This window comes from Streptococcus mitis (genome assembly GCF_946190275.1).
GTDB classification, from domain to species: domain Bacteria; phylum Bacillota; class Bacilli; order Lactobacillales; family Streptococcaceae; genus Streptococcus; species Streptococcus mitis_DC.
Window position 1 is genome coordinate 53,153 of the sequence record NZ_CAMHZQ010000001.1, and the last position, 23,061, is coordinate 76,213.

The window sequence follows — 23,061 nt, forward strand, 5'->3', positions numbered from 1 at the left end:
TAACATCCAATGGCTGTTGGTTGTTTACTTATCATAATCTTAAAAAGTAATGGTGTGAATTTTGCTAAAAATTATCTAAAACATACTCCATAGTTTAAGCCATAGGTGTTGCAAATGCTGTATTCTAATTCGTTCTTAACGGTTAGAGAATTGGGTAGCTTTTCGAGCTTTATTAAGTTCCACATCATGATATTTATGATAAATTATCACTAAATTCAAGTTCTTTTGAGAGATAAAGCCTCAATTCTTACATATATAACCCTTTTTAAAATCGAGAGGTTATCAAAGGGTTATCACTTTTTTAGTTTTCGGAGCTTATGTAGTTGAGAAATACGAAATACTGTATCATAAAGATGATGTACAGTTTAACAACAAACGCACAGCTACTTCATGCCAGTTCAAATGATTTTATTATCGTCATTTTCTATTCTGAAGATATTATTTCTAGATATTTAAAAATAACAAAACAAATAGCAGATTATTTCTAAATATTTGAAAATAATGTCTATTTGTATTATACTATCTTTGAGGTATCTATTTATGAACTATATTAAAAGACCACATTATTTAGACTTTTTAAGAAGACATCGTGACCGCCAAATCATTAAAGTTGTGAGTGGAGTTAGACGAGCTGGTAAATCTGTTCTCTTTCAACTATATAAAGAGGAGTTGCTAGCAACTGGAGTAGACGAGGATCAGATTATATCCATCAATTTCGAAGATTTGAGTTACTATGAACTGCGACATTTTCAAACATTATTCGCTTATATAAAAGAGCAGTTAGTTGGGGAGAAAACATACTATATCTTTTTAGATGAAATTCAACATGTTGAAAAATTTGAGCTGGTAGCAGATAGTCTATTCATCCTACCAAATGTTGACCTCTATTTGACTGGATCCAACGCCTACTTTATGAGTAGCCAATTAGCTACAAACTTGACTGGTCGGTATGTTGAGATAGAAGTTCTTCCATTGTCATTTGAAGAATACCTATCAGGTCAATCTCTCTCAGAGAATCTGAATACAACAGAAATTTTTAACAATTATCTCTTTAGTGCTTTCCCTTACTTATTGCAAACATCATCTTACGCTGAAAAAATTGACTATCTCAGAGGAATATATAACTCCATACTGTTAAATGATATTGTCACTAGATTGGGAAATCCAAATCCTACTATTATTGAGCGCATTGTCCGAACCCTTCTCAGTAGTACAGGTAGCTTAATATCAACAAATAAGATTCGCAATACCCTGGTCAGCCAAAATGTTTCAATCTCCCATAATACTTTAGAAAATTATTTGACGACTTTGACAGATAGTTTACTTTTTTATTCCGTTCCACGTTTTGATGTAAAAGGTCGAGCATTATTGCAACGCTTAGAAAAATATTATCCCGTTGATTTAGGTTTACGACACCTCTTATTACCAGACCACAAAGAAGATATTGGCCATATCTTGGAAAATATTGTATATTTGGAATTAAGACGTAGATATTCACAAGTATATGTTGGTAATTTAGATAAATATGAGGTTGATTTTGTTGTTGTAACTGATCTTGGTCACTACGCTTATTATCAAGTCAGTGAAACAACACTTGCTCCAGAAACACTAGAAAGAGAACTTAGACCACTAGAAGCCATTAAAGATCAATTCCCCAAGTATCTATTAACAATGGATACGATTCAGCCAACAGCAAATTACAATGGTATTGAGAAGAAAAACATTATAGATTGGTTACTAGAAAAATAAATAATCATAAATCATACATCTAACTAGGTTTGTAACAGTCCGTTATCAATGATTCTATCCAAACCCTAACAAGATATAAGGAATTTAGAACACTGATACTTGAAAGATAACATGGAATCTATAACTTCTGGAAGTACTATCAAAAATTAATATCATAGTCTTGTTAGAGAAAAGCATCACCCACTTCCTCAAATGAGATTAAATTGTAACTGAATTATAATAAAAAAACTCTAAGCAGGCAGAGCCTGCTAACTCATGACAGAAAAAGAAGTTTAGCTTATAATGAAGATGAACAATACAAATCCGTGGTGTCTAATAGGGCTTTTCCTAGCCTGTTAAAAAAACTGGATGAACAAGAGTCATGAGATAACTCGAATATGCCTTGAGCATGAAAATAAAATTACTAGTAGCCTCTTGTTCTATTGTTCAAATAGTTAACAGGAGGTTTTTATAATGGAAGTCATGATTGAAACGTGTTGTGGTATTGATGTCCACCAAAAATCCATTGTTTGTTGTATTCTAGATGGTCCACTAGATACTAATAAGCTAAAGAAAATTCAGAAGAAATTTGGGACAACTACTGTAGCTCTTCACAATGCCTTAGATTGGTTGGTGGAGAACCATGTCACACATGTCTTTTTTGAAAGTACTGGGCAATATTGGCTCCCTCTCTTTAATATCTTTTCAGATTCTAATCTCGTCTTGGTACTTGCCAATCCTCAACATATCAAGAATGTGCCTGGTCGAAAAACAGACATGAAAGATGCCGAATGGATTGCTCAACTCGGCCGTTGCGGACTAATTGAACCTTCCTATATCCCTGCTCCTGAAGTAGTACAGCTTCGTTTACTGACACGTCGCATGCGTTCTTACAAGCAGCGTCAAACTCAAGTCAAAAATGAAATTCACAATCTCTTACAACGGGCTAATATCAAGCTAATAAGTTATCTTTCTGATATTTTTTCTAAGACAGGGCGATCACTTTTAAAATTATTTATTAACGGAGAAAGCATTAATGTAGAATCTGTTATCCCTTGTATCCAAAAGCGAGTGAAAGCAAGTCCAGAAGAACTTGTTGAAGCGATGGAAGGAAAGTTGTCACTAGAAGATCGCTTCCTCTTAGACCAGAGCTTAGAGGAATATCAGATGTATCAGGAACTCATTGAAAAATTGACCGATGAGATTCAACACTACATCGAAAAGGAGTTTCCCTGAGGAAAATAGGATACTTCAAACCATTCCTGGTGTGAATGAAAACTGTGCTGCCACTATTCTAGCTGAGATTGGACCAACTGTTACAGCCTTTCCATCCGATGCACACTTAGCATCCTGGACTGGACTATGCCCAGGATCTTATGAGAGTGCTGGCATTAAAAAATCCTCACACATTACGCAAGGAAATCGATATATCAAACAGGCTCTGACCATGTCGGGATTAATTGTAGCACATTCTAAGGATCCAGCTTTTTCTTCTTTTTACAATCGAATTTCCCAAAGAGGAAGCAAGATGAAGGCAATTATTGCTTATGCTCATAAGATTCTCAGAATCATTTACAAACTACTCTCCACCAAACAGACTTATCAAAAAGAAAAGGCGATAGGACTGAGGAAACAGTTCTAACGCTCAAACTAAAAAAATTTCAATTACAGTATAGCACAGGAAGTGATTTTTTGCGCTTTTTTACTGTCTTTTTTCAAATAAAAGGCTGAGCAATCGGGCTTTAAAATCAGAAAAACGCATAGTATCAGGTGTTCACAAAAACAACCTTGATAATATGTGTTTTATTATGGAAATATTTGCTTCATTTTCTCCTGAAATTGAGTTTTTTCTATCCTATTTTATCTATTCCTAATGACTTAATTCAGCTTCTTACCTCTTGGAAAGAGCAACAAAAATATGAACTAGCAAAATTTGGTATCATCAGTAATCCAGAACAATTTGTTTTTACATATATCGACACAAAAGGAAACATCAACAAGCCTTTACATGCTGACTATCTAAACAACAAAATGAAAAGTATTAGAAAGCGACATAAAGAGCTGACACATGCTACACCTCATAAATTACGCCATACAGGAGCAACGCTTGCTAAACAAGCAGGAATGACATTAAAAGATATTTCTGGAGCAATAACCCACAGCGACACAGGTACAACACAGATTTATGTCAATACTTCTAATGTAGTCCCTATGGCAGTCTGTGAATTTGCCTTAAAGTCTCTAAAACAATAAGGTAAAAATAGAGGTAAACTTTCGAGTGCTTTGAAACGTTGATATAATCGGATTGATTAACGTTTTGAGAACTGTAATGCTTTACGAGCCTTTTTCAAGCCTGGTTTGATACATTTTTATTTCAACAAGTTTCTTCATTCCTTTAAAATCAACGTTTTTCCGTGTTTCCTGAAAATAAATTCACAACTAATTTGAATAAGTTTCAGTTAAATGGTGTGAATTTTACCCTATGGAAACATCTACCAAGTAATTTATATCTTCCAACTCCCCCTCATCAAACATTTGATAAAAAACATTTTATAAGGCAGCATTTACTTTATCACATTCATCAATTAATACAATTTTGATTTCTCTGGACAATAAATCATTAGCTTCTGTAAAAAACTATTGCTGTAGATTTATGGAAATAAATTACTTTTTAGTGTACTCATAAATTACCCCTGCGTCACTTATCAATTATCACCTAACTCCCTCAACCTTTCCTGTCCTATCTTCAACATCTCTTCTTCCACCGTGTTCCATTTTCCAAATAGGCATTCGTGTAAAACTTCTGCTGCTGAGGTTTCGTCTACTTGCGAATCATAAACACACGATTGATCTCTTTGATAAATTTGAATTTGTCTAAAAAGTTCACTCTTTTCTAACTCTCGTAAATTATCAACCAAATGTTCTACAATTCCATCATGGTGTTCTTTAAGAGTCGCTCTAGCTTGACTAGGATCTATGACATAGAGCTCCTCATAACGTATCAAAGTACTGAGATAGGATAATTCTGGCTTAGTCGCAATCAGTGCAAGTGAGACTTGATATCCTCTAGTTGTCAATAATTGTGCTGTTTTCCGAGGAACTTCGGTTGTTCTCAAGGTACCCTCGATTAATAAATGATAACCTCGTTTACTCAACTCATCTACAAGATATTCAACCATTTGTCCCGCGAATACTTTGGTGTAATCCACACTATCTTTACCATACTTTTCCTGTAAACCAAGGTAGTTCGGATGAAAAGAGCGATAACTATCTCCATCAATGATAATGATATTTCCTTGAAATTCCCTTTGTTTAATACGGTGAATCGTTGTCTTACCAGCACCACTCTGTCCACCGAGCAAAATAGCCTTGGGCTGAGATGAAGTTGTTTTTCCACGAATTAAAGAACGAACGAGTCGATTATAGGCTTTAATAAAGTCATCCTGGCTAAATTTATCTAATTTCATTAAGCCACAACTAGATGACTAGCTTGTTCTAGCACACGTTCAATGCCATCCAAATAGCCATTATATCGCTCTACTTCCTCAAAAGTAGCAACAAGATAAATCTTCGTATTAATCAAATCAGAAAGATCATCGCTCATTAGAACCCAAGGATTCGAACTATCATCAAATTCAATTCCTTGTTCATCTTGAAAACGATAAAGTTGCGCTAAGATATTCGCTCCTCGTTCCTTTATCAATTCTATTTTTAATGTTAAGTGATAATCTTCTACTGGTGTGAGCATTTTTTCCTCCCCTACAATATCGATATAGGAAACATTAAATTTTTTGCAGATACGATCTACTAATTCTGTCGAAACTGAACTTGTTCCATTCTCATAACGGCTCAGGCTATTTCGAGAGATACCAATAATCTTTGCGAATTCAGGTTGGGTGAGATCATGTGTTTTACGTAATGTTTTTATATTTTCTCCAATCATAAGAACCCTCCTTTTATTTATTTCTATTATAGCACAAAAACAAAAACGCAAACTTTATTAAAAATATTAATATCTAAGATTTAGAGATTGAAGACTACATCACGAAAACTCTGAAAAGTACTGATATCCTGCTGTTTCCCATAGTATTTAAATTTTTAAGCAAAACAAAAAAGACACCCAAGAGATGACTCTTGAGTGCTTTGAAACATTGATATAATCGTACTGATTAACGTTTTGAAAATTGGCTAGCTTTACGAGCTTTTTTCAAGGATGGTTTGTGAAAGCTAGTTTTTATATACTTATAAAATGGCTTTAGAATAGTACTTTATTGAATCTTAAATTATTAAGATTTTAAAAAAATAAATATAAGTATACTACTTTTAGGAAATTTTTATATTACTTTTAAATTTTCTTTTGTAATCAATTATGTTTAATTGTCAACAATAAAATATGAACTTAAAAATTTGACTTATAAATATATCTTACACATCTTCAAAACCTAACCATTTCAAATCCCAATATCCTTCCTTACCATCATCAAATAAATTAATATCTATTTCATCTTCATCAACAGTATTTTGTTCCATAGCTTTTGTATTTTCATAACAATAATAATATTTGTGACATCTATCATTACTTTCCCAATATATTTCAATCTTTATGTTAACGTCAGTATCATCGTATAATTTGGCCATAGTCCCCCCTTATAGTAATCTAGAAATAGTTTTGAGCCTAGAAATCATAATTCAAACAATGACTTATTATCTAGAAGAAATGCTTCCTTTTCTTGTTCAGTTCCACCTCTTGGATAAACTTTATTACCTAAACGATAACTATGAACACGAGGAGATTTTCTCTCATCAGGATAACGATGACTCATAGTTTTATTTTCAAGTATTTCAGAAAAAGATGAATTAGCTGTTGAATGATTTTTTTCAAAATCATCCAAATTATTGTCTTTTTCATAATTGGCAAGACTAGCAAAAACTACTGTTACTACTGCTCCTAAAAATACAACAACTTTCGGATGCTCGTTTACCAACTTAAGACACTTCTCCTCTGATTCCAAAAACTTATCACCTATTGATTTTGATATTTTAATAGTATGGTTTAATGTACTATTTGTACAATCTTTTAATTTTGTTAAACTTAATTTCATTATTCTTCCCTCATTTTTATCTCTCTATTATCGTACCTTTAATGCACTAACAACAATATAAGAATTAATCATTCCAATTTTATATTAAGTAGTTTTATAGATTCGTAAAAAGTCTTATCTTTATTAATTATAATATCAATCTCATTTCCGACATCTTCAATAATGTATTGAGTAAATATATTATTAATTCTTACTTTTTTTATTGAAAGAATAAGCAATAATAAACACAGAAAAATAATGACCATAATTAAAAAATACATTGAAAAACCTCTTTTCTAACTTTTTAAAAATTATATACCTTCTCAACGTATTTGTCGTTCAGCATTACTGAACTTTTCCAACTTTTATAAAATAATTTTCTATTCTTTTAATAAATTTATTTTTCATCAATGATAAATCCGATAGCAATGCCAGACCAATTTGCTGATTAATTTCAGTACTGAGTTCATTGTCAACAATATCAAAAATATAAATCAAACAATGATAATAATCTCCTAATTGAAACAATCGTTCATCACCTTTTAACACTCTAATTTCTTCCATAATATCTTTATAATAGTCTTCATAAACCATAGATCTCAACTTATCAGGGAAATCTTTGCTTTTACTCAATAAATCTTCCAAAAGAAAACGTTTTATTTCCTTCTTCCTTCTTATCTTATTTTTAATTTCAAAAAAATCAAATACTCCCTCAAAATATTTATAACTCTTTATCATTATTATCAACAAGAGAAATAAACTTAATCCATTTGCTGTAGCAGATATGCAATCTGATTGCTTTATTAGCTCGCCATAAGCCAATAAAGCTTTCTCAAAATAAATATAACTATTCTCATCTTCATTTTCTATACATTCTAAAAAATGTCTATGACTAGCTTTAATCTCAATCAATTTTGGGTATAAATCGTCTTCTTCTTTAATTGTTACAATAGGGAATAGACATACAATAGAATGAAGCAAATCAGAACCCCTATCTTCTGCAACATTATTTAAATAATTTAATAATGAAAAACCTGTACTTAAATCATCTTCTAATAATTGATCCACAGTAACTCTATAGCGTGCTGCTATTCGCTTTAAATTTTCTTGCGATGGACTATTATTTCCACTTTCCCAATTCGCAACTGCACTTTTACTATCTAATCCTATAGAATACGCTAAATCCTCTTGAGTTTCCCCCATACGTTTTCTTAAACTTTTAATATTTTTGGATAATCTATCCATGGTCATACTCCATTTAAAAATAAAATCATTTACATCATAATTATACCACAATACACTATTCCACTGACTAAGTTTCCGAAAATAAGTATTTTTTAAGAACGTCTATTTTCCGCAATATACCATCATTCGAAGTGAACATTCATTCATTTTCCAACCAGGTCGTTTCAATTAGGAATAATCATTCTGAAAATATGACAATCAAACTATTTTTGAATGTAGATTATATTAAAAAAACATGATACAATAACATAGTACAATAATGACATATAGGAGGCATTTATGAGTGTTTTTTATGTTTACCAAGGAGAAACTTTCAACGAAGAACTTAAAGGAGGTTTTGTTTGGTCCCCTAAATTAAATAGAAAAAATGGAAAAAACAAAGGATTTTCCACAATGACTAAAATAAAAGAAGGGGATTTTATTATTCATCATTGTAATGGTGAAATAAGAGCTATAAGTATTGCTGAAACCAATTGCTACGACTCTGACAAACCATCTTATAAAATAGGTACAGGTAATAGTTGGGACAACGATGGCTATCGAGTTAATTGTAATTATATACTTTTAGATAATCCGCTCAAATTAGCAGAACATAAAAAATGGTTAAAAGAACACTATAGTGAAGAAAGTGCATTTACTAAAAGCGGAACTGGTAAACAACAGTATATGTGTACAATTACTGAACAACACGCACTTTATTTATTAGAAGAAGCCATTAATCTTCAATCTACAAATCAAACTAAAAAATTTTTAAATGATGCTCTAACTGACATCCGAGAAGATGAGGCTGGAGAATATCATCAAGTAGAAAAAGACGAAATTGATAATTTAATTGAAGTTGCAAGTGCAACTACTAGTGTTAAACCTAGTTGGACCGGTATAAAACAAGGTCAGAAAATGACAATGTCTGTATCTACAAATAAACTTCGGCCTAAAAGAAATCCAAAAATAGCAGCCGATGCATTAGCTAGAGCTAATTATAAATGCGAAGTAGATGCTAATGATAGAATATTCTTGAGAAAATCAGGTATAGGCTACACTGAACCACACCATTTAATTCCAATTAGTAAATTCCATGATTTCGACTATGAGAATTGTAGTTTAGATACTATGGAAAACATTGTATCTCTATGTAGTCATTGTCATAATTTACTGCACTATGGAAGAGACGAAGATAAAACTCCAGTTCTTAAAAAATTATATGAGGAGCGAAAAGCTGCTCTAGCTAAAGTTGGTTTAGATATAACTTTTGCCGAATTAAGAGAATACTACAAATAATTTTCTTAAAAGAGTCTGGGACAATAGTCTCTTTTTTTATAATTTACTTTACTATCCTTTTTATTACTAAAATCTAAATCAAAATAATTTTTCTAATTAACAACTATTGTAGTAAGAATTTCTTCAAATCAAAAAACTATGGTTCAACTATTTTAATTAAATAATACTTTTATATATTTTAACTTTATGTTTAAAAGATTCTATTCCACCTTCAAGATAATTAACAATATATTTTTTTATTTTATCTTCACTTGGATATCCAGAGTTTTCAATCCACCCATGTTCACCATTAGATTTCATTAATATAACTAAATCTGACAATGCATTTGTCACAATTGTAGCATTATGTGTGGCAATAATAATTTGACGATTTGATTTTACATCTCGTAATATACTTACCAAATTATTAAAAATGTATCTGGAATCTAAGTTATCCTCTGGTTGATCAATTAACAATGGACGATTATCATCAGTTAATTCAGAATATGCGAGAATAAAATCAAGCATTGCAACCACTTTTTGACCTAAACTTAAGTTAGTAACATCTTTAAAAATTGCTTTCTTATTTTTATCTGTAACCTTCGAGTTAATATTGAATTCTAAAGAGAGCTTTTCACAATTATTATATGTATCCTTCAAGTAGTCTTCTATGCTAAATAGATCTAGATTGTCCCAAATATTGAAAATTTCATCAAAAACATCATGTACATTTGATTTTTTAACCGCTATTAAAGACAAGTCGGAATAAATTGAATTAGAGTTCCCCTGATTTGCAATTTGAATTATTTGATTCTCATAATAAATTTCCCTGTCATTCATCATTTTTATAAAATTTATAAATCCTATCTTATCAAAAACAAATGATAAGTAGTCAATAACATCTTCACAGGACAGCATGTACCCCTTGAAAGGCCTTTTTAAATTTTTTCCTGGTGGGAAAAACCATGTTTCAAAGCGGTCCGGTAAAAGATACTTAAGTTCCTGCTTATAAACAATTTGTAAATTCCCCGTTTGTTGACTATTAAAATTATCAATAATTGAATTTATAAAATTATATTGTTTACTTAATTTCTCATTAGCAGATTCAATTGCTGGAATTATCTTTTCTATTTTATCAATTTTTTCGGAGAAGTTATATTCTTTGTTCTTTCTATCCTTGAAAAGTGTACCACGTAGAAAATCATCTATTTTGCCACTACTCGCAGAATTAACTAATTCGTTAACAGAATATCTACTATCAAACATTTCATTAAGTAATGATTCTCTCTTTCTTTTTGGTACATTAATAATTTTTTCATCATCTAGAATTTCATAAATTAATAAATGATTTTCTATTATCTTTGATTTTATTCTATTTTCATGAAACCAATATTTATCAGTACTTCTTGTTCTAACTTGATATAAATCATAGATGTCTTCATTCTCCTTTTGTTTAGGGAGATTCAACTCAATTATGTATTGTTTTTCAAGCATTTCATACCATAAATAGACTTTTGAATGTTTAGATAAAAATTCTAACTTCTGTTTTGAGTCAGCTTTTTGTGAAAGAACAAATTGAATTAATTCTAAAATAGTACTTTTCCCGGTCCCTCTTCCTCCTATAATGCTATTTAATGAGTCGGAGAACAAAATTTTAAATTTATCATTACTTGACAAAAAAGCCTCTTTATTAGTAGGTAAATACAGACCTCGTATAACTTTTTTTATTTTTTTATTTGGTTTGTCTAATTTTACTGTAACATCATACTCTGATAAAGATTCTTTCAATTGTTTATAACTTCTCTTACTGAATTTTATCCACATGGGATTAATAGAATGGTTTTCAATATAATGTGAATCATTATCCAGAATAAAAAATGGATTAACCTCTTTATTTATTTTTGAAATGTAATTTCTAACATTTGAAATACTGTCTTTATTTGAAACTCCTATATACTTCAAATATTCTTTCGAAAATAATTTTTTCTTATAAGCATTAGTAAAAAGTTTTCCATCTTTAAATATATCCGAACTGTTTATATGAGCAAGATAAGTGATAAATTCTTCCTTATTAAAAGTATCAATAACATCTAAACTGGCTTTATATGAACCCTCTTTAATGCCCATAAGATTTTCTTCTAGCCATTTTTTAACAATTTCACTTTTCTCATTTGGAAAAGCTACAAGAACATGTATTCTATCAGCACATGAAATTTCCACTCCATTTATTACTTCAATATACTCCTTACCTTTATTGATATTCAATTCAGATACAATTTTTATAGCTTTTTCCATTTTCTTAATTCCTGAAATTGTATTATGATCAGAAACCACTATTGTTGAAATATTTTCTCGATATAAACTCTGAGCAACTACCAAAAATGATATTTGCTCTTTTTCATCTTCAAAACCATTTTTTTGATAGTTATTATAAATAATACTATCACCATCTTTTGTTTTAAAATATTCCTCTGGAAAAAGCTTATTATTTTTTACTTCTAAAAGATAATCTTCTATAGCTAGTTTGTTCCATTCTTTCTCAGATAAATCGTTCCAAACTTTAAACAATCTGTAATCATGGGATACTGGGGTATGGATGTGAAACAATGTTTTACTATATTTCCCACATTTATTTTTAGTTTTCAGTAATTCATCATATGCCTTTTTTATTTCATTATTTTCTTTTCTCATTTTCAATCTCCATAAACAAAAAAGTACACTATTATTATTTTACATTAATAATATTACTATTCAACAGGTAAGAAATTCCCAACAATAATACCTACAATTCTAGAATCTTCATCATACGAAAGAAAAATATCTCGATATTTTGGATTGATAGAAACTAACCGTAAACCCCGTTCTTCCTGGTAAACTCTTTTAATGTATGTCTGAGTATTACAGACTACTGCATATACTGCACCATCATAATCAAACCCTGTTTCACGAATGAGAGCCACAGAACCATTTTGATATTTGGGTTCCATTGAATCGCCAGATAACCATGAAGCAAAGTCACGGGCTAGTTCTTCATCAAAATAGACAGTGTCATAGTTTTGATCATTATAAACCGACGAACCGATACCAGCAGACATTTTTTCGTAAACATAGTATTCATATAGCTTCTCTGATATCGAAACAAGATTCTTACATTGTTCTTTTTGAACTAAGGTTCTGACATAACTAAGTGCTTGATCCTTACCTTGCTTTGATAACATATTATACAGTCGGACAATTTCAACCTCTGTAAAATAACCTTTTGTAGTATTTAGAATCTGCTCTAACCTCTCTACTTTTTCTCTAGACGGTTTTTTTACTCCTCGTTCCCATGCAGAATAGGCTTGATAGGTAATACCTAATTGATCCGCGATATCTTTTTGAGTTAGTTTTAGCTCTTTTCTACGAGCTTTTAGTTTTTCTGGTTGATACATCGTTTTCCTCACATTAATAGTAATTTCAATTCAGCTTTTTGTTTTGCCTCTTTGTCTGTTAGCTTATTTTTATCCCAAACATAAGCTATAGATTTTCCTTTATCATAGATGAGCCATACTTTTAAATTGTCACGGCTAGCCTTTATTGTTTTCCAATTCTCTTGATTCAGAAGTTCAGGATACTCATGACTAGTAACAAAGCCTCGTTGGTTTAAAGGTTGCTCTATCTTATTGATTAGAGAAGTCTGGTAGTTGTTAGATTCCTTTATAATCCGTTCTTTGATACTATGGAATAAAAGTAGTAATGGAGCATTTTGTCCATCGATATAAGCCTCGATAGCCTGCTTAATGCAATCTTCTTTTCCAGAATAATATTCTCGTAAGAAATCTAAAAGACGAAAAAACAGTGCTTGCTTTGAAACATTCAGACTATTCTGAATGTGTTGAAAGGTATCGCAACTATAATAAATCTTTGACAACAAAACAATGTCAGTCATTAATACTACAGCAGAGAAAATATTCGCTTCTCGCTCTAGTAGGTTCTCCTGATTATCAATAGATTCAGTAAAATAAGTGCCTTCATGCTTAAGGATGAAGTGTCCTAATTCATGACATAGGGTGAAATTTTGCTTCACAATGGGGTTATCTTTCTCATAGGAAAAACTAATTCCTAATTCATCAATGACAGTTAATCCTTCAATCTTATGATTTGAGAAGTGATGACTAATCACTTGAATTTGATATTCATGAATACAATGTTGAAAGAAGTAGTTAAAATTATAATTTAGTAACGAAATATCATGATCCTTCATGTACTGGTATAACACATGTTTTGTAGACTTACTTATTCTTGTATACAATTCATCCAAAGAATGATACCTCCTTTAAGTATAAATTACAAAACTAAATCAATTTGGTTGAGTTTATTATATAAAAAAAGTGGACAAATGTCCACCTAGTTTTAAAAAGATTTATTCTGTTGTGACTTCTATTCAAGGATATTAGAAATATTCTCCCCAAAAGTTTCGAAACTTTTATTAGTTTCAAGATAGTATTTTAGAATAGCTTCAATTATATCTTTTTTATTCGAGTCAACATCTTTGTACAAATTAGGAAAGCTGAAATCTACTGAATATTTTTTTAAGTGATAAAAATATTTTTTTATATCCGTTTCATTACTTAACACAAACTCAATTAATTTATTTTGATTAGTTACAGATTTAAATTCTGTAAAAAAGTCATTATTTTCAAATACCAGTTCATTGGGATTATAACGTAGTCGGTTAATATCACTTCTGAAGCATTCTAGAACGTTTTGGTCTCTTTGACAATAATTTATTAATTTATCACAAATTTGAAAGCCGAAATAATTTTGATCTATCCAATAAAAACTATCACTTTTCTCATATTCCATATTAACTCTGTATGATTCCTTTAAATTGTTTAAATAACAATTTAGTAATGTCCTTCTAAAAATTTCAGGACTATTGGATAAGGTTGAAATGATTTTTTGATACTCTAACTTTAAGCGATGATTATAAGTCTTTTCAAGATTATAGATGTCTATAAAATTTTCAATTCTTTTATCGAAACAACTTTGAGAAAAAGAAAAATTAATTCTTGGAGAAATCCCTCCTCTTTCTTCCACTAAAACAACTTCAAAATATTCTTCAATTCGAAAATCTTCCGCATACGGATTAATCTCGCTATTATTTGCATTATCAGATTTTACTTGATGTTTTGGAGTGTTACATTCTACACAACATTTAATTAAATTAATAGGTAAGATAGCAAAACGAAAATCTCCTTTACTTCCTTTAGGAATAATGTGTTCCAATGTTACTTTTGTCGAAAGAACGCCCTCGCAAATCGGACATATCTCAGTATTATTAACATTCTTTACTGTGGGAAATGAAATAAATACTTCTTTTTCTTCTTTTCGAATATAATTTGTGTATAAATCTTTTGCCTTATCATAATCAAAAAAAGCAGGTTGATTCAAATTTTCAATATCTATGACATATAATCTTGAATTAATTTTCTCTTGATATTCTTTATCTAAGTCATTCAGGTACAATTCCAGTATTTGTTTATCTGGCTCTTCTATAGAACTTGGCAAAACTTCGATTATTTTATCAATAGTAGGTAGATTGTCTATACTAACTTTTCTCAAATTTAATCATCCTCTTCTAACTCATACTCCAATACCTCATATTTAAGGAGCAGATATTTTAAATAAGCTTCATCGCCTAAATAAGGAATATCAGTCTTAAATAATAAGGGATTTTTTTTACGTTCCGGATCTTTTACTCTTTCTATAAGCAAGCTATTATATCCTGTATTTTGTAGCTCTACACCGTATATATTTTTATATAAAGCATCCAAATTTTGCCCATAAGTCTTATAAATAATTGATGATATGTTATGATTCGAATCCAACTTATATACATTACAATGAGGAATTTCTTGAATAACTACAGGCGAATGTGTTGCAACTAAACAAAAAGCTCCTACTTTATTAACTATTTCAGAAACAGCCCTAATGAAAGACTTAATCATAGGTGGGTGCATAAAAGTTTCAGGTTCATCAAATATTACCAAACTTCCTTGATTAGCACAAAAAACTAGTTTAGTTAAATACAGTAAAATAGTAGCTTGACCCGAACTTAGTTTGCTAATCTTTTCGAAATCGGATAATTCAATGGTTCTATCACAAAAAGCGGCTCTTATATCCTGTGCCCACGGTTCAAAAGAAAAATAGCATAAAGCTTTTTCCCATAATTCAAGTTTTTCTTCAGATGCAATCAAGTCAAGAATTAGAGACTGAATGTACCAACGAAAACTATCTCCAATATTAATTTCATGAATTTTATTTTTTAATAATTGATTTTTATCGTCAAGTAATTGCCTTCCCTCGTTATTTCTGTATTTTTCGACAAAAGAGTTTTTAATTTCCTCTAATTCCAATGAAGCTAATTTATCTATTACAGTTTCTATTAAGGGGTTCTTAACAGATACAAAGCCTACTTTTTCGTAAAGAATGTTACCTTCTTCATCTAGATACTTGTCAGTTAATTTTATATTATTAACTTCAATTTCATTATCAAATGGACTTAGCGAAAAATGAATTATCTGAGAAAAATTATTATCATTGTTAACGTGCCTTTTAATAATCTCTTCTAATTTGTAAGATTTACCACTCCCATTCCCCCCAACTATTCCATAAACATTCATTGGTAAATATGATTTTTTTCTCTTATGAAAAATTAATTTGCCCTTAGAAACTATATCTTCATTGAATTCATATTCTATCTTATCAATTTTGTCATCAATTGAACGTTTAATTATAAATTTAGAATATTCAGTATCCGTTTCATTTAGATCAGTTCCCGATAATGTCAAAGGATGAAATACATCTTTAATTTCTTTTATCGACGTAGATCTTAGGAAAGAACTATTAAAAAAATTATGTGCTTTTCCTTGTACTGGTCTTATCCTTTTAGATTTAGCTTCGAGATCTTCATAGTCAGCATAATATTGGGCAAAATCATTTAGTTCATTTAAATCAAATGCTAAATCATTCGTCATAGCAAACCATTCTTTTCTAACATCATATGTTAAGTATTTCTTTAAAAATTTATAATAAGTAATATTACCTATCGAACAAATTTCATTTTTTGGTTTTGCTCTGCTTCCTAATAGATATTCTTTTATTTCGTTAGTCAGAGGGTTAATACGGAATGATATTGTTTTCCCCCATATGTAAATAACCATAATTTGCTGATAACCATAGTCATTCCATTGATCAAATCCAATATCTATATTCTGTATAAAATCGTCCAATTTTTTGAAACTAACTACATTTTCTATAATTTCAAAGCTACTAGTTTCAATGGCTGAAATTCTAACAAAATGAAATGTGAGAAACTCTTTGTTAATAGAAAAATAATAACACTTTTCATCTACATAACCATTAAAATCATCTAACTTCTCAATATCTGTAAAATCGTATAACATGTCAGTATCTGTAAAACTAACATACTTATCGGTTATTTCCGTAATCATAATATAGTCTGTTAGTTTTTTAACCAATTTATCAGCACTACTTGTTAATTTCTTATTTTTTAAAGTTTCAATTTGACTAATCAATAGAATTTTTTTATTACCATGCCAATTTTCACTAGAATACGCTAGAAAACTATAATCAACAAACAACTTATCCTTTTCTTGCGAAAATTTAAAGTCCTGTTCAAACCAAGTAATCTCATGATATTCTTTTTTTATACCTTCAATTATTTCTGCAGTATTCATAAAATCTATCCTCAAAAAAAGTATTAAATCCTCTATAAGTCATTAAATATGTTAATTTTTTAATTCTTTATTTTGCTCTTACTAAATAATTTTTTTCTTTCTTCCATAAATTCAATCAACTCCTTCTTAAAGATTTTCTTCTCTTCCTCTGTTAATCCCTTTGAATTCATACGGAAAAGCAATTCAATATTGTCTAATTCATCTGATTTTTCTTCTGAGTTGCCAAGCAAATAATCAACGGTCACATTTAAAACTTGTGCAATTTTAACGAGATTTTCCTGTGTTGGTTTTTTAGCTCCACGTTCCCATGAAGCGTAAGCAGGTTGCGAAATTCCTAGTTTTTCAGCCACTTCAACTTGAGTAAAGTTCGCCTTTTTTCTTAGTTCTTTCAAGCGTTCCGAAAATTCCATTTTTAAGCCTCTAAAAATTTTTAAAATTTTTTTTAAAAACCTCTTGAAGATATAAGCTTTGGTTATATAACGTAAATATAACCAATGGTTATATCGGTTTTAAAAATAATAATGCTAACTTTTAGCATCACGATCTTTGAAAATTAAATAAAAAGTGCGTCTGACAACCAGAAGACTGATTGCCAAAACTACACTAAACTTCGTACCCTTATTGTAAACGCTTTGGAAAGAAAAGTCAAGTCTATTTGATGGTTGAAGTGAAGATTTAAAACATTTTTGTGGACTTCCACGCATTTCGGACTTTCGCACTTTTCCGAATAGTAAAGTGAACTTGCTTCGCCAAAGAATCTTAAGGGTATGACAATGACTACCTGATGAGATTGGCTGGGAAAGCGATGGTAATTGATGCAAAGCACCTTGCTAAACGTTGCCACCGTGAAGGAGGAAGCCTTCAACCAAATAACTTTTCTCTACTGCTTTCTATCTAATTTACTAGATAGATTTACTCTAGCTACTAAGTCCATTTTCTTAGTAGCTTTTTACTTTTACAATAAAGGAGAACATATGACTAACTTTTTTCGCACAACAATGTGAACGAATCTATAAAAACTACATTTTCACCTATGATATCTTTTCCTCATCGGAACAACTCCAAGGGCAACTCTATCATCAAGCTCAAAAGGCTTTAAATAAATTTGCTAACCAATCACTGCTTACTGGCTTTGCTCAAGGTGAAGTACAATTTTACACTCAGAAAGGAAACACTTATGATCCCAGAAACACTTGTTATGCTACCAGAATTTATCGACACTGCTTACTACGAAAAATTGGGCAATGCGCCACGTTATGTCTTCGGAAAAGAAGGCAAATATCAACGCCACGTGCTAAACAATGAACAACACGGAGACTTCCACGTAATCACACCTGCTTCAGCTACCGTCTTTCCAGAAGATGCTTTTGTTGAAGTAGTTAACCCTATTTTCCTATCGGATACTTCGCTGAATGGAAATTCTGTCGCACCTGCTCTCAATATTTTTGCTGAAAAGCTAGTACTCAAGAAATAACAAAATAAAGGAGAAAATAAAATGGCTAAAACTGGATTAAAGTATGGAATCTATGAAATTCTTACTCATAGCGATACCCTTACAACTAAGACTTATGTAAATACTTCGAATATTATTCCAATGGCTGTTGGAGAGATTGCTTATCGTAATCTTAAAAAGTAATGGTGTGAATTTTACTAAAAATCATCAAAAAAACACCCCATGGTGTGAACCATGAAGTGTTGTAAATGCTGTATTGTAGCTGGTTCTTAACGTTTAGAGAACTGGCTAGCTTTACGAGCTTTCTTAAGACCTGGTTGGAAAAACTATTATTTGAATAAGTTTTAATATCCCTTCAAAATCAACGTTTTCCCTCTTTTTCAGAAAACACTTTTTCATCTAATTTGAATAAATTTTATTTGAATGGTGTGAATTTTACCTTAAAAATACACGAATTGAGCTAGAATTTACCGAAAAGTTCACACCATATAAAATTTATATATATCCTAACAAAAACATAGAAAAGAGAGCAAACCGCTCTCCTTTTTTATTATTACAATTTAATCTTTTATACCCACTCACCATTGGCATTGACCGTATAGCCATCTGGTGTAGTAGTATTCACCGCTAAAGCTCCTGAGCTATAGGCATAGTACCATTTACCAGAAACTGTAAACCAGACTGTTTTCATAGCTCCAGCGCTATCAAGATAATACCATGTATTATTATCTTTTACCCAACCAGTCGCCATTTTACCATTTTCTTTAAGATAGTACCATGTGTCATTGTCTTTGACCCAGCCTGTAGCCAGTGAACCTGTTTCATTCAAGTAATACCATGAGCCACCAGTTTTGACCCAGCCAGTTTGCATCCAGCCTGTACTGTCAAAGTAATACCATGTACCCTTGATTTGTTCCCAACCGTTGCTAGTATAGGAACCGTCTTCGTGCTGATACCACCAGCGACCAGCTGACTCAATCCAGTTACCAGCTTGAGAATCTTTTGTAGTCTTAGTTTCCGTTTTCTGTTTGGCAACTACATCTACTTTGGCTTTATCTTGGCCAATCACCCCACCATTGTTATTCACAACAGGAACTTCAACACGTGGAGTTGTTGGGACAACAGGAGCTACAGGTGCGCTTGGAACGCTAGGAGTGCTTGGAACAGATGGAGTTGTTGGAAGTGCGAACTCAGGAAGAGCTGGACGGACTTCTGGGATACCCTTATCTGTTACAGGATGTTTCTTCAATTCTTCTGCTTGAAGACGAGCCTGTTCTGCTTCGTAACTTGCTTTTGCTGTCGCATAAGCCTTATTCGCTTCTTTGGCTACTTTTTCTTTTGCTTCAAGCGCTTCTTGTGCAGTTGCTTGATTTGCTTTTACTTCTTTGAGCGCTTCTTCTGCGTCTTTCAACTCTGCCTTGCGAGTTTCAAGCTCTTTTGCAGCAGTTTTCAAATCTTGAACCAACTCTTTTGAAGAAGTAACTTGTGTTTTTGCTTGGTTAAGTGCTTCTTTGGCAACGGATACCGCTTGAGTTTTTGTAGCAATATCTGCTTTTGTACCTTCAATTTGCGCTTTTGTTGCTTGATTTGCTTGTTCTGCTTCTGTAAGAGCAGTTTCTGCATCTGTTTGCGCTTGTTTGCTTGTTTTTTCCGCTTCTACGGCTTCTTTTTGTGCTTCATTAGCATTTTCCAAGCCTTTGCCATTAACCGCGTCTGTGGCGATTTGAACCGCTTCTGTGGCACTTGCAAGTGCTTTTTCTTTTTCAGTTTGTGTAGCTTCTTTTTCTGCTACAACCGCTTCTTGCGTAGATACCGCTTGATTTGCTTCTGTAGCTTTTGTTTCTGCCTGTTTAACGGCTTCTTCTTTTGCAGGAACAGCAGACTCAGCCTTCACAACTTCTTTTTCTGCTTCTGCAATAATGGCTGGACTTGCCTTCTTCGCAAAGTCTTCCGCCTTTTTCACAGCGTCTGTTTTCTCATTGACAAGAGAATCTGCTTCATTTGTAGCACGCTTGGCATCTTTGACCGCTTGCTTGGCTTCTACTACTTCTTGATCCGCTTTCTTAGCTTCTGCTTCTTTTGTTGCAACTTCTTCTTTTGTCGCTACCGCAGGAGCAGTTGTTTCCACAACTTCCGCCTTTGGCGCTTCCACATTCACTGGTTTTGGAGCGACTTCTTCTGCTCCTACTGTATGGGATAGGGATGCGATAGTGACTGCCAATGCAGATACAACTGCACCCGTATGTAATTTCTTAATCTTCCCATGATCTTTTAACTTAGAATCAAACATATCTAAACTCCTATTGTATAGTTTTCAGTGTATTTTTTACCTTTAGTACCATTCTACCATACTTTTGTAACTTTTGTACAGTTTAATATACTTATTTTTAAAGAAAATAGATAGTAGAATGGTACATAATATGAGATACGATAGATTACAAAAACATATAGCATTTAGAATCCGTGAATGTCGAAAAGAACAGAAATTAAGTCAAGAGAAATTATCAGAATTAGCTGGCTTGGGTATTAAGGCCATTCAAAACATGGAAAATATGAAATATGATTTTAAAATAAAAACTCTTGAATCAGTAATCAAAGCATTAGGCATTACCGTAGAAGAGTTCTTTAACCTACAAGCATATAATCCAGAAAGAAAAGAGTTCTTTAATTTACAAGCATATGAATCAGAGAGAGAAGACTCCCCAGAAATACTTCTCGAAAACTTAACAAAGTTACCCAAAGAGAAACAAGGAAAAATTATATCTTCATTTAATGAAATTGTAAAGAATATTAAGTAAAAAATATTTTCTAAATATATAAAGGTAACTTCTAAAAGTAACTTCCACTTGTACTAGCGGTGGAACTTAGTTTGGGAATTTACCCTAAATATATAAAATCCCTCCATAATATTGTTTCATGGAGGGATTTTTTTATCGAAATACTAATAATAGCAGTCTGATGTCAATAACAATTTCTTATGAAGTGATTACTTTTCGTTAACTACAAGAGGAATATTAGCAAAAAAATTAGCTTCTTTAATTACACTGAATAAATTTCTTTTATTTGTCTTTTCTTGAATATAATCATTTTTTAAAATATAAAAATGATTATATTCTTTTTGATGTTTTGATAGGGACTTAAACTTAATTTTTATAGTTCTATCTTTTATCGTTACATTTGCATTTAAACGGTAATTTATAAAATAATTTATCATGTAAAACCATTGATTATATTCAACATCTACTATTGCTTTACGATTTCTCAATATACCTCTACCTTTTTTTATCTTATTATTACTGAACTTTGGTAACTGACGATAAAGAATACATATTTCTCTATTTGACTTATAAACTAAATTTAGACAATTAGATTGTTTTTTATTACTAACAACATCATATATAACGTTTTCTTTAATTTTTTGTAATACTCCTTTAAATACTTTTTTCTTACCTTTTCCATCTAGTACAAACTTTTTATCTTTAAATACTTTCTTCTCATGCAGTTTAGTTTGTATATACTTCCTAGTTCCATTTGAAGATTTGAAGTAGAGTCTATGATTTTTTAATCCCTTAGATTTATTCTTACGAATGATATAAGCTGGTTCTTCTATAGAAGCATATAGGTTTAAATTTATATCATCCCGATCCACATCAAGACTATCTTCTTTCGCAATATTAAGAAATTCATCAATAAGTTCAGTTTCGGAAGGATAATTCAGACTGAAAAAATAATTCTCTGATTTTAATGCACCTAAAAAGGCCTCGAATTGACTTCTGCTCAGTCTCGAATTATTATCTAAAAAATTTTTCAATATTCTCTTAATGATTGTCATTTGTTTTTTATAAGAATTTTGATTTAAGCTCGTTCCTAAACTCTTTTTCACCTCTCTATTTATTTGGTATTCTATATCCCTCCTCACACTGTAATCCAATCTCTTTAAAGAAGGCAATAAGAAATCCGTTAACTTATACATATCGGATAGCACAGCTACTTCAAGTGAATCACCCTTACTGTCTTTACTCAAGTCCTTTGGAATCCGTTCTAATGAATCATTACTAAAATAATCATTAAACATTTCACTAGCGACAGACATTTCCTCAAAAGCAAACAATAACTTTAATTTTTGTGAATCTTTTTTTGGTTCGTTATTACACCATTTTGTTAAAGTATCTTCTGAAACTGGCGCTTTTTCTTTAAAATATATGTCTAAGAAATTTCGTCTTGAATAATGGTTATTTTTTTTATCTCTTGCCCACTGTTCCTTGATAATAACGTTAAAGTTTTCTAATAAGAACTCTCTCTTCATATCTAACAACTTTTTTTGATTTAAAAAGTTTCCTAATTCTACTAGAGAGATTTCTTTTTCAGAAATATCATTACACTGTAATAAATCAGAAAAAGAGATTTCTTTTTCTTGACTAATCTGACTTTTTAAAAAATCTACTACATCTCTAACTCTAATATTTTGAGGATAGAGTTCAGAAATAAAATAATCACATTGTTTCATAATACACCTACTATCTAAAATAAAATACGAGTTGATTTTTCAAACTCA

The 23,061-nt window shown here is 31.1% G+C and carries 20 protein-coding genes and 2 pseudogenes; 8 read left to right on the top strand and 14 right to left on the bottom strand.

All coding sequences use genetic code 11. The annotated features are described in order from the left end of the window. The first annotated feature begins 540 nt into the window (after positions 1–540). From N8M20_RS00250 to N8M20_RS00265, 4 genes are all read left to right on the top strand, one after another. Positions 541–1,749, top strand: coding sequence for an ATP-binding protein (locus tag N8M20_RS00250; RefSeq protein WP_261078583.1), 1,209 nt, complete (start codon positions 541–543; stop codon positions 1,747–1,749). 453 nt (positions 1,750–2,202) lie between these two features. Then, positions 2,203–2,964 (top strand): IS110 family RNA-guided transposase, encoded by a 762-nt coding sequence (locus N8M20_RS00255; protein ID WP_261078584.1) that lies wholly within the window; start codon positions 2,203–2,205, stop codon positions 2,962–2,964. Next, the gene (locus N8M20_RS00260; protein WP_261078586.1) at positions 2,927–3,370 is read left to right on the top strand and encodes a transposase; all 444 of its coding nucleotides are present in this window, start codon (positions 2,927–2,929) and stop codon (positions 3,368–3,370) included. Before N8M20_RS00255 ends, N8M20_RS00260 begins: the two co-directional genes overlap by 38 nt. A 191-nt stretch (positions 3,371–3,561) precedes the next feature. Then, on the top strand, positions 3,562–3,981 hold the full coding sequence (locus N8M20_RS00265; protein ID WP_419991749.1) for a tyrosine-type recombinase/integrase: 420 nt from the start codon (positions 3,562–3,564) through the stop codon (positions 3,979–3,981). A gap of 231 nt (positions 3,982–4,212) precedes the next feature. Here the strand turns inward: N8M20_RS00265 and N8M20_RS00270 are convergent. The 6 genes and pseudogenes from N8M20_RS00270 to N8M20_RS00295 form a co-directional block, all read right to left on the bottom strand. Further along, positions 4,213–4,353 (bottom strand): annotated as a pseudogene (locus N8M20_RS00270) (AAA family ATPase); the annotation flags it as partial. Positions 4,354–4,433: 80 nt separating this feature from the next. Continuing rightward, complete coding sequence (gene pezT, locus N8M20_RS00275) at positions 4,434–5,195, bottom strand: type II toxin-antitoxin system toxin PezT (protein ID WP_261078590.1); 762 nt, start codon at positions 5,193–5,195, stop codon at positions 4,434–4,436. Further along, entirely contained in the window at positions 5,195–5,671 is a 477-nt protein-coding gene (gene pezA, locus N8M20_RS00280) for a type II toxin-antitoxin system antitoxin PezA (protein WP_050283603.1), read from the bottom strand. The genes pezT and pezA overlap by 1 nt, the downstream gene beginning before the upstream one ends. A gap of 482 nt (positions 5,672–6,153) precedes the next feature. Then, the gene (locus tag N8M20_RS00285; RefSeq protein WP_261078592.1) at positions 6,154–6,366 is read right to left on the bottom strand and encodes a hypothetical protein; all 213 of its coding nucleotides are present in this window, start codon (positions 6,364–6,366) and stop codon (positions 6,154–6,156) included. 44 nt (positions 6,367–6,410) lie between these two features. Further along, the gene (locus N8M20_RS00290; protein ID WP_261078593.1) at positions 6,411–6,830 is read right to left on the bottom strand and encodes a hypothetical protein; all 420 of its coding nucleotides are present in this window, start codon (positions 6,828–6,830) and stop codon (positions 6,411–6,413) included. A gap of 324 nt (positions 6,831–7,154) precedes the next feature. Continuing rightward, on the bottom strand, positions 7,155–8,054 hold the full coding sequence (locus N8M20_RS00295) for a helix-turn-helix domain-containing protein (protein WP_261078595.1): 900 nt from the start codon (positions 8,052–8,054) through the stop codon (positions 7,155–7,157). Between the two features lie 279 nt (positions 8,055–8,333). Here N8M20_RS00295 and N8M20_RS00300 point away from each other — a divergent pair, with 279 nt between their 5' ends. Next, positions 8,334–9,332 (top strand): HNH endonuclease, encoded by a 999-nt coding sequence (locus N8M20_RS00300; protein ID WP_261078597.1) that lies wholly within the window; start codon positions 8,334–8,336, stop codon positions 9,330–9,332. A 156-nt stretch (positions 9,333–9,488) separates the two neighbouring features. Here N8M20_RS00300 and N8M20_RS00305 read toward each other — a convergent pair whose 3' ends face one another. The 6 genes from N8M20_RS00305 to N8M20_RS00330 form a co-directional block, all read right to left on the bottom strand. Beyond that, positions 9,489–12,002 (bottom strand): Spaf_1101 family AAA-like ATPase, encoded by a 2,514-nt coding sequence (locus N8M20_RS00305; RefSeq protein ID WP_261078600.1) that lies wholly within the window; start codon positions 12,000–12,002, stop codon positions 9,489–9,491. A gap of 56 nt (positions 12,003–12,058) precedes the next feature. Next, a complete protein-coding gene (locus N8M20_RS00310) occupies positions 12,059–12,742 on the bottom strand; it encodes an XRE family transcriptional regulator (RefSeq protein ID WP_261078601.1) in 684 nt (227 codons plus the stop codon). 8 nt (positions 12,743–12,750) lie between these two features. Then, positions 12,751–13,611 (bottom strand): ImmA/IrrE family metallo-endopeptidase, encoded by an 861-nt coding sequence (locus tag N8M20_RS00315; protein ID WP_261078602.1) that lies wholly within the window; start codon positions 13,609–13,611, stop codon positions 12,751–12,753. A 119-nt stretch (positions 13,612–13,730) separates the two neighbouring features. After that, entirely contained in the window at positions 13,731–14,915 is a 1,185-nt protein-coding gene (locus N8M20_RS00320; RefSeq protein ID WP_261078604.1) for an HNH endonuclease, read from the bottom strand. A 2-nt stretch (positions 14,916–14,917) separates the two neighbouring features. Then, on the bottom strand, positions 14,918–17,053 hold the full coding sequence (locus N8M20_RS00325) for an AAA family ATPase (protein WP_261078607.1): 2,136 nt from the start codon (positions 17,051–17,053) through the stop codon (positions 14,918–14,920). Between the two features lie 59 nt (positions 17,054–17,112). Further along, positions 17,113–17,463 carry a helix-turn-helix domain-containing protein gene (locus N8M20_RS00330; RefSeq protein ID WP_261078609.1) on the bottom strand — a complete coding sequence of 117 codons (351 nt, stop codon included), beginning with the start codon at positions 17,461–17,463 and terminating at the stop codon, positions 17,113–17,115. Positions 17,464–18,230: 767 nt separating this feature from the next. On the opposite strand from N8M20_RS00330, the gene N8M20_RS00335 reads away from it, so the two are divergent. Together N8M20_RS00335 and N8M20_RS00340 are read left to right on the top strand one after the other, a co-directional pair. Beyond that, the gene (locus N8M20_RS00335) at positions 18,231–18,527 is read left to right on the top strand and encodes a cytoplasmic protein (RefSeq protein WP_261078611.1); all 297 of its coding nucleotides are present in this window, start codon (positions 18,231–18,233) and stop codon (positions 18,525–18,527) included. A 48-nt stretch (positions 18,528–18,575) separates the two neighbouring features. Next, positions 18,576–18,689, top strand: a pseudogene (locus N8M20_RS00340) (tyrosine-type recombinase/integrase); the annotation flags it as partial. A 385-nt stretch (positions 18,690–19,074) separates the two neighbouring features. Here the strand turns inward: N8M20_RS00340 and N8M20_RS10520 are convergent. Beyond that, the gene (locus tag N8M20_RS10520) at positions 19,075–20,796 is read right to left on the bottom strand and encodes a hypothetical protein (protein ID WP_314726157.1); all 1,722 of its coding nucleotides are present in this window, start codon (positions 20,794–20,796) and stop codon (positions 19,075–19,077) included. Between the two features lie 130 nt (positions 20,797–20,926). Here N8M20_RS10520 and N8M20_RS00350 point away from each other — a divergent pair, with 130 nt between their 5' ends. Then, positions 20,927–21,304, top strand: coding sequence for a helix-turn-helix domain-containing protein (locus N8M20_RS00350; protein ID WP_261078612.1), 378 nt, complete (start codon positions 20,927–20,929; stop codon positions 21,302–21,304). Positions 21,305–21,492: 188 nt separating this feature from the next. Here N8M20_RS00350 and N8M20_RS00355 read toward each other — a convergent pair whose 3' ends face one another. Further along, on the bottom strand, positions 21,493–23,013 hold the full coding sequence (locus tag N8M20_RS00355; protein ID WP_261078613.1) for a hypothetical protein: 1,521 nt from the start codon (positions 23,011–23,013) through the stop codon (positions 21,493–21,495). Positions 23,014–23,061: the final 48 nt, after the last annotated feature.